Genomic DNA, 6,810 nt, shown 5'->3' on the forward strand with positions numbered 1-6,810 from the left:
ATTGACCTCAATTACGATATAGTCCATGCTGTAGGGGTCCAAGGCAAACTGCACATTGCAGCCCCCGGCCACCTTAAGGGCACGGATAATCTTTAGGGAGGCGCTTCTCAGCATCTGGTACTCCCGGTCTGACAGGGTCTGGGAGGGGGCGACAACAATGCTATCCCCTGTATGCACACCCACCGGGTCAAGGTTTTCCATATTACAAATGGTAATGCAGTTGTCAGCGCTATCCCGCATCACCTCATACTCAATTTCCTTCCAGCCGGCAACACTGCGCTCCAGGAGCACCTGATTAATCATGCTCATTTTAAGTCCCCGGTGGCAGATGGCTGTTAGCTCCTTTTCCTCCAGGGCAATACCACCGCCGGTTCCCCCAAGGGTGTAGGCGGGTCTTACAATGAGGGGGTAGCCAATCTTATTGGCAAATTCCAGACACTCCTCCAGGGTGCTGGCGATGGTACTGGGGGGAATTGGTTCCCCAATCTCCAGCATGGTGGAGCGAAATAGTTCCCGGTCCTCCGCCTTTTTAATGGTCTCCAGGGAGGTGCCCAGCAGGGCTACATTATGTTTATCCAGGATTCCCTTCTCTGCCAGCTCCACCGCCATATTGAGGCCGGTCTGGCCTCCCAGGGTGGGCAGCAATCCGTCGGGCTTCTCCCGGGCAATGATTTTTTCAATACTATCCGAGGTCAGGGGCTCGACGTAAACTTTATCCGCTATGTCCCCGTCAGTCATGATGGTGGCAGGGTTGGAGTTTACCAGTATTACCTTGATGCCCTCTTCCCGGAGAGCTTTACAGGCCTGGGTTCCGGCATAGTCAAATTCTGCTGCCTGACCGATAATAATGGGACCGGAACCAATAACCAATACTGTTTTGATGTCCTTCCGTTTGGGCATCCTAATCCTCCTTGTTGTTAAGCCAGCTTATTCCTTTGCCATGGCCTGAACCAAAACTTCCAGGGCCAGGTCAATTTCTTCTTTAGCTATAATTAGCGGGGGCAGAAACCTTAAAACATTGCCGTTGGTGCAGTTGATTAAGAGTCCCTGCTCCAGACAACGGGCCACAATATCCTTACCTTCGATGGTTAGCTCCATTCCCAGCATTAGTCCCATAGCCCTTACTTCTTTGATAAAGGAATATTTGTTGGCCAGCTTCAATAGCTGCCCTTTAAAATACTCTCCCATGTCTACGGCATTTTCCATCACTCCGTCATTTAGGAGCACATCCATGGCCGCCAGGGCCGCGGAAGTGGCCAGGGGGTTACCCCCAAAGGTGCTGGCATGATCTCCCGGCTGAAAGGCAGCAGCCACATACTCCTTTGCCAGCATGGCCCCGATGGGGAAACCGTTGCCCAAGGCCTTAGCCAGGGTAATAATGTCCGGCTCCACCCCGTAATGCTGGTAGGCCAAGAACTTCCCTGTCCTGCCCAGTCCGCATTGCACTTCGTCAAAAATCATCAGCATCCCTTTTTCCCGGCAGAGTTTTGCCACTCCCTCCAGGTAAGCCTGGGTGGCAGGTATAACTCCACCTTCCCCCTGGATTGGCTCAAGCATGACGGCACAGGTGTGGGGTCCAATATTATCCGCCAGCGCCTTCAGATCATTGAAGGGCACATATTTAAAGCCCTGGGGCAGGGGAGCAAAGCCCTTTTGATATTTGGTTTGACCTGTGGCAGTAATTGCCGCCAAAGTCCTTCCATGAAAAGAGTTGGTAGCGGTAATTATCTCATATTTATCCGGGCCAAGTTGGGCCTTGGCATATTTTCTAGCCAGCTTTATGGCCCCTTCATTGGCCTCGGCCCCGCTGTTGCAAAAGAACACTTTATCAGCACAGGAGTTCTCCACCAGTAATTTTGCCAGCTTTACCTGGGGCTCTATCCAATAGATATTGGAGCAGTGGAGTAATGTGCCTACCTGTTGGCAGACGGCCTCTGCCACTTTGGGATGGGCATGACCAAGGGAAGTAACTGCTAAACCGCCCACAAGGTCCAAATACTTACGGCCTTCAGCATCCCATACCCAGGGACCCTCACCCTTGACCAGGGCCATAGGCAGGCGTCCATAGGTATTCATTACATATTGTTTGCCCATGGCTACTATCTCATTGTTATTCATACTTCACCTGACCTTTCATCCATCCAAAGGAAATCTGACCACATACCTTCCCCGCTCGTTTACGGTACCACCATGGTTCCTATCCCCTTGTCTGTAAAAACCTCCAATAGTATGGAGTGGGGCACCCTGCCGTCTAAAATGTGGGTAGAGTTTACCCCTCCCTTGATGGCATTTACACAGCACTCCACCTTAGGGATCATCCCACCCTGGAGGACACCCCTCTCGGTCAGGGTGGAGATATCATCTATTTTCACGGTAGATATTAATGACTCCTTATTATTGCGATCCTCCAGGATGCCTTCAACATCCGTTAGGATTATGAGTTTATCGGCCTTTAGGGCAGTGGCTATGGCACTCGCCGCATAATCAGCATTAATATTATAGCTTTGCCCACCCTGACCTACACCCACCGGCGAGACTACAGGGATATAGCCTTCATTGATGACAGTTTCCAGGAGGCTGGGGTTTACTTCCTTTACCTCTCCCACAAAGCCAATATCCTGCCTGTCACTGCCCAGCTTCTTAACTGCAGTAAGTAGGTTGGCATCCTTGCCGGATAGTCCCACACCCCTGCCGCCCAGCCCGTTAATCAGGGAGGCAATTTCCTTATTTATTTTACCCAGCACCATCTCCACCACTTCCATGGTGACTTCGTCCGTTACCCTCAGACCCCCGACAAACCGGGAGTCAACACCCAGCCTCTTTAGCATGCCGGTGATTTCTGGTCCACCACCGTGCACCACCACCGGATTGATACCCACAAACTTCATTAATACCAGGTCGGTCATAACTGCCTGCTTCAGGTCTGAATTAATCATGGCGTGGCCGCCGTATTTTATCACCACGGTTTTGCCGTAAAATTTTTTAATGTATGGCAGGGCCTCCACCAGGATGCCTGCCTTTTCCAACGGGGTTAACATCACGGTACGCTCTCCTCTATCAATAATCGTTAGGCTTAGGTCCTATAGCTGCCGTTAATCCTAACGTAGTCATAGGTCAAATCACAGCCCCAGGCTGTTGCAGAAAAATCGCCGGATTTTAAATCCACAAAGATTTGCACCGGGTCCTGGGCCAGCAAAGCCGCTGCCCTATCTTCATCAAACTCCACCGCCCCGCCGTCCCGGGCCACCTGAACATCGCCTATAAAGATATCTGGTCTGGTGGGATCGAATTTTGCCCCGGAGTAGCCCAGGGCACAGAGTATTCTGCCCCAGTTGGCATCTCTGCCAAAGACCGCTGCCTTAAACAAGTTGGAGCCTGTTACTGATCGGGCTGCCATAGCAGCATCCCTCTGGGACGGTGCTCCGGTTACATTTACCTCAATTAGCTTTGTAGCCCCCTCACCATCCCGGGCGATCATCTTGGCCAGGGCAGTGCAGACTTCTAAAAGCCCCTTACAAAATAGTCCATATTCTTCTGTATCAGCCTTTATTTGCTCATTACCGGCAAGCCCGTTTGCTAATACCAACACCATATCGTTGGTGCTGGTGTCACCATCAACGGTAATCATGTTGAAGGAAAGATCTACCACCTGCTTGAGGGCCCTTTGCAGGGTCTCACTGTCAATGGCTGCGTCGGTGGTTATAAAACTCAGCATGGTGGCCATATTGGGGTGAATCATGCCGGACCCCTTAGCCATGCCACCAATGGTGATTATTTGGTCTTTGATTATAAGCTGCACTGCATATTCCTTGGGCACCAGGTCAGTTGTCATAATAGCCTGGGAGGCAGCTGCATGGTTTTCTTTGCTTAGGGAAGCGGTTGCTGCCGGTGTTGCTGAAGTAATCTTTTCCACCGGCAGGGGTACCCCGATTACCCCGGTAGATGCCACTAAGACATAATCCTCTGTAATATTTAGGAGTTCTCCCGCCCTGCGGGCCATCTCCCTAGCATCCGGCAAACCCTTTTCCCCTGTACAGGCATTGGCGTTGCCAGCATTGATGATTATAGCCTGGGCCTTACCCTCTGCTACCCTGCTGCGGGTGAGTTCAAGGGGTGCTGCCTGAACGATATTGGTTGTATATGCTCCGGCGGCAGATGCCGGTTCCTCTGAATAGATCAGGGCTAGATCAAGCTTGCCGTCCTTCTTAAGGCCCGCGGGAACTCCACTGGCCAAGAATCCTAGGGCAGCGGTTACTCCACCGGCAATTGTTTTATGTGAACCTAATGCTACCATTTATTTTCATCCTCTCCCTAGGGGTACATACCCGCAAAGTCAAGACCGGTATCCTCCGGCAATCCCAATATGACATTTAAATTTTGCACCGCCTGACCTGCGGCACCTTTAATCAGGTTATCTATGGCTGATATGACAATTACCCGTTTGGTTCGTGGATCAACACTCACTGCGATATCACAGCAGTTGGACCCGGCCACCGCCTTGGTCTGGGGCAGCATGCCCACGGGCAGCACCCTGACAAATCTCTCACCCTGGTAAAATTCCTTATATCTTTCCGTTAATTCCTCGGTGGTTATATTTCTGGTTAGCTTTGCGTACATGGTGCTTAAAATACCCCGGATCATAGGTGTAAGGTGCGGGGTGAAATTAATGGTCACCGGCATCCCCGCCAGCAGCGACAACTCTTGTTCTATTTCGGGTGTGTGCCGATGGGTGGCTACCCCATAGGCTTGAAAGTTATTTGTGGTTTCACTAAAATGGGTTTTTAGGCTCAGTCCCCGGCCCGCACCTGAAACTCCCGATTTTGAATCTATGATTAATGTTTCCGGATCAATTAACTTATCCGTAAGTAATGGGGCAAGACCTAGAATAGCACTGGTGGGATAACAACCAGGGTTTGCCACAATTACACTGTCCTTAATCTCAAGTCGGTATAATTCCGGCAGTCCATATACCGCAGAGGCCACCAACACTGAGGCTGTGTGTTCTGTTTTATACCAGGACTGATATATATCTACATCCTTAAGTCGAAAATCCGCTCCCAGGTCAATTAGCCGCTTCCCTCGTCGCATTACCTCCTGGCCCACCGGCATAGCATGGCCGTGGGGAAGAGCTGTAAAGACAACATCACAGCGTGAAACCAACTCCGGTACATTTAAAGCCTCCAAAGTATTGTCTACCACACCGTAAAGATGAGGGAATACTTCCCACATGGTCTTGCCGGCATAGGATTGGGAGGTTAACACAGTTAATTCAGCCTTGGGGTGCCGCGACAGCAGTCGGACCAACTCAGCCCCTGCATATCCCGTTGCCCCAACAATTCCAACCTTAATCATTCCCGGCACCTCCATTTAATTTGCATTTGCATAATTATTTGTTAACTAGATTATTTAATCTAGTGCTATACCAAACACATACTTATAATTATACATCCACGTGCATAAAATACAATATTATTTTTTTTAGTGGCTTAGAATTTTTTTCCTCCGCAGTGCTTGCAGCTTTGCTTGTCCAAACCACTCATCTCGGTTTTATAGTAGTAATAATTTTATTCTTACTGAAACAGATCCTTTTTATGTAAGGCCTGTAAATTAGTCTAATTGATTCAACTACATTACCAAACCTAAATCTTCTTGTATAAAACACAAAATCCTGCAAATTATTCCATCCAGCAGGAACAAAATTACCTGTGTCGAAGGTATATGTAAAAAAAGGGGGGCGATTTAAATGATCGACAGGGTAATGTCGGCTTTACTTAGAACCACTGGCACCATGAAGGTGACCCCTACCAAACCCCTGGATAAAGTTCAGCAAAACCCCTTTATATTGCAGCAGAAAAATCCTGGCGAAGCTGCAACAGAAGCTTTAAAAGTCACAAAGGGACCAACCTCAGCTGCACCGGAGGCTACAATAGCTGACCGTCAAGAGCAGCTTAACTTTGTCCCATTGCCTCTTCGCTCTCCCCTTTATGAGGACACCAGATTTTACTGGAAGCTAAAGGATTTCAAAGCCAAGATCAGCGAAGACGGAGAATCTAAAATAATATTTAGTGTCAACACATACACCCTGGGACTACTATGGTTTACCATGACCTCCCAGCCAGGGAAGCTCCTATCACTACAGTGTATCACGGAGGATAACTCTGTGGCAGAAGTTTTTCGCTCATCCTCAGAAATCCTACGCCAAGAACTGCAAGACGCAGGCTTTAGTAACGTTGTGGTCTCCTACAGGGTCCAGGCCGGAATCCGGGGCATAGCCGACCTCGATCCTGACTTCGCTACTCCAGGAACTACAAACCTCATAGATCTTCAGGTGTAATGATGACAACAAGAAAACCAAGGGTAGCAGCCGCCCTGCGCTACCGCAGCCAACAGGATAACGCCCCCATTGTAGTTGCCGCCGGCAAGGGAGACCTGGCCGAGGCCATAGAAAAGCTAGCCAAAGAAAACAACATCCCCCTCTACAAAGACCAACACCTGGCCAAAACCCTCACTGAACTAGGCCTAGGCGTAGAAATCCCCCAAGAACTTTACCAAGCCGTAGCCCTAATCCTAGCCCACGTAGCCAACCTAGACACAAAAAAGAACCCCTGATAAAGGGGTTCAATCTTTTATAAAAACTACCCCAAAGGACCCCCTAGTAAGGCAGGTGGCTTTTCCAAAAGCGTAGCGGAGCACGGTCTGCGTTGCTTAGCCCGAAGTTCCACAAAGGAATACCCTATGAGGGCGTAAGTCCCGTTTCTGCTGTCTGCCTATGCGGTAACAACAACCATCAAATTCCACTACCAGTAAACT

General features: G+C 49.6%; 7 protein-coding genes. 2 read left to right on the forward strand and 5 right to left on the reverse strand.

The annotated features are described in order from the left end of the window. The 5 genes from P6N53_RS18285 to argC all read right to left on the reverse strand — a co-directional run. Window positions 1–900, reverse strand: a 900-nt coding sequence (locus tag P6N53_RS18285) for an ATP-binding protein (RefSeq protein WP_441315729.1), incomplete at its 3' end; no start/stop codon positions are given. Window positions 901–927: 27 nt separating this feature from the next. Further along, window positions 928–2,118: an acetylornithine transaminase gene (locus P6N53_RS18290; protein ID WP_304545792.1), complete on the reverse strand. Its 1,191-nt coding sequence runs from the start codon at window positions 2,116–2,118 to the stop codon at window positions 928–930. Between the two features lie 59 nt (window positions 2,119–2,177). Beyond that, complete coding sequence (gene argB / locus P6N53_RS18295; protein WP_304545799.1) at window positions 2,178–3,038, reverse strand: acetylglutamate kinase; 861 nt, start codon at window positions 3,036–3,038, stop codon at window positions 2,178–2,180. Between the two features lie 35 nt (window positions 3,039–3,073). Next, a complete protein-coding gene (argJ, locus tag P6N53_RS18300) occupies window positions 3,074–4,294 on the reverse strand; it encodes a bifunctional glutamate N-acetyltransferase/amino-acid acetyltransferase ArgJ (protein WP_304545794.1) in 1,221 nt (406 codons plus the stop codon). A gap of 17 nt (window positions 4,295–4,311) precedes the next feature. Next, window positions 4,312–5,352: an N-acetyl-gamma-glutamyl-phosphate reductase gene (gene argC / locus P6N53_RS18305; RefSeq protein WP_304545796.1), complete on the reverse strand. Its 1,041-nt coding sequence runs from the start codon at window positions 5,350–5,352 to the stop codon at window positions 4,312–4,314. A gap of 391 nt (window positions 5,353–5,743) precedes the next feature. On the opposite strand from argC, the gene fliK reads away from it, so the two are divergent. Next, entirely contained in the window at window positions 5,744–6,334 is a 591-nt protein-coding gene (gene fliK, locus P6N53_RS18310) for a flagellar hook-length control protein FliK (RefSeq protein WP_304545798.1), read from the forward strand. Next, window positions 6,334–6,609, forward strand: coding sequence for an EscU/YscU/HrcU family type III secretion system export apparatus switch protein (locus P6N53_RS18315; RefSeq protein WP_373323072.1), 276 nt, complete (start codon window positions 6,334–6,336; stop codon window positions 6,607–6,609). Before fliK ends, P6N53_RS18315 begins: the two co-directional genes overlap by 1 nt. Window positions 6,610–6,810: the final 201 nt, after the last annotated feature.

It is taken from the genome of Desulforamulus aquiferis, from assembly GCF_030577015.1.
Taxonomy (GTDB): domain Bacteria; phylum Bacillota; class Desulfotomaculia; order Desulfotomaculales; family Desulfotomaculaceae; genus Desulfotomaculum; species Desulfotomaculum aquiferis.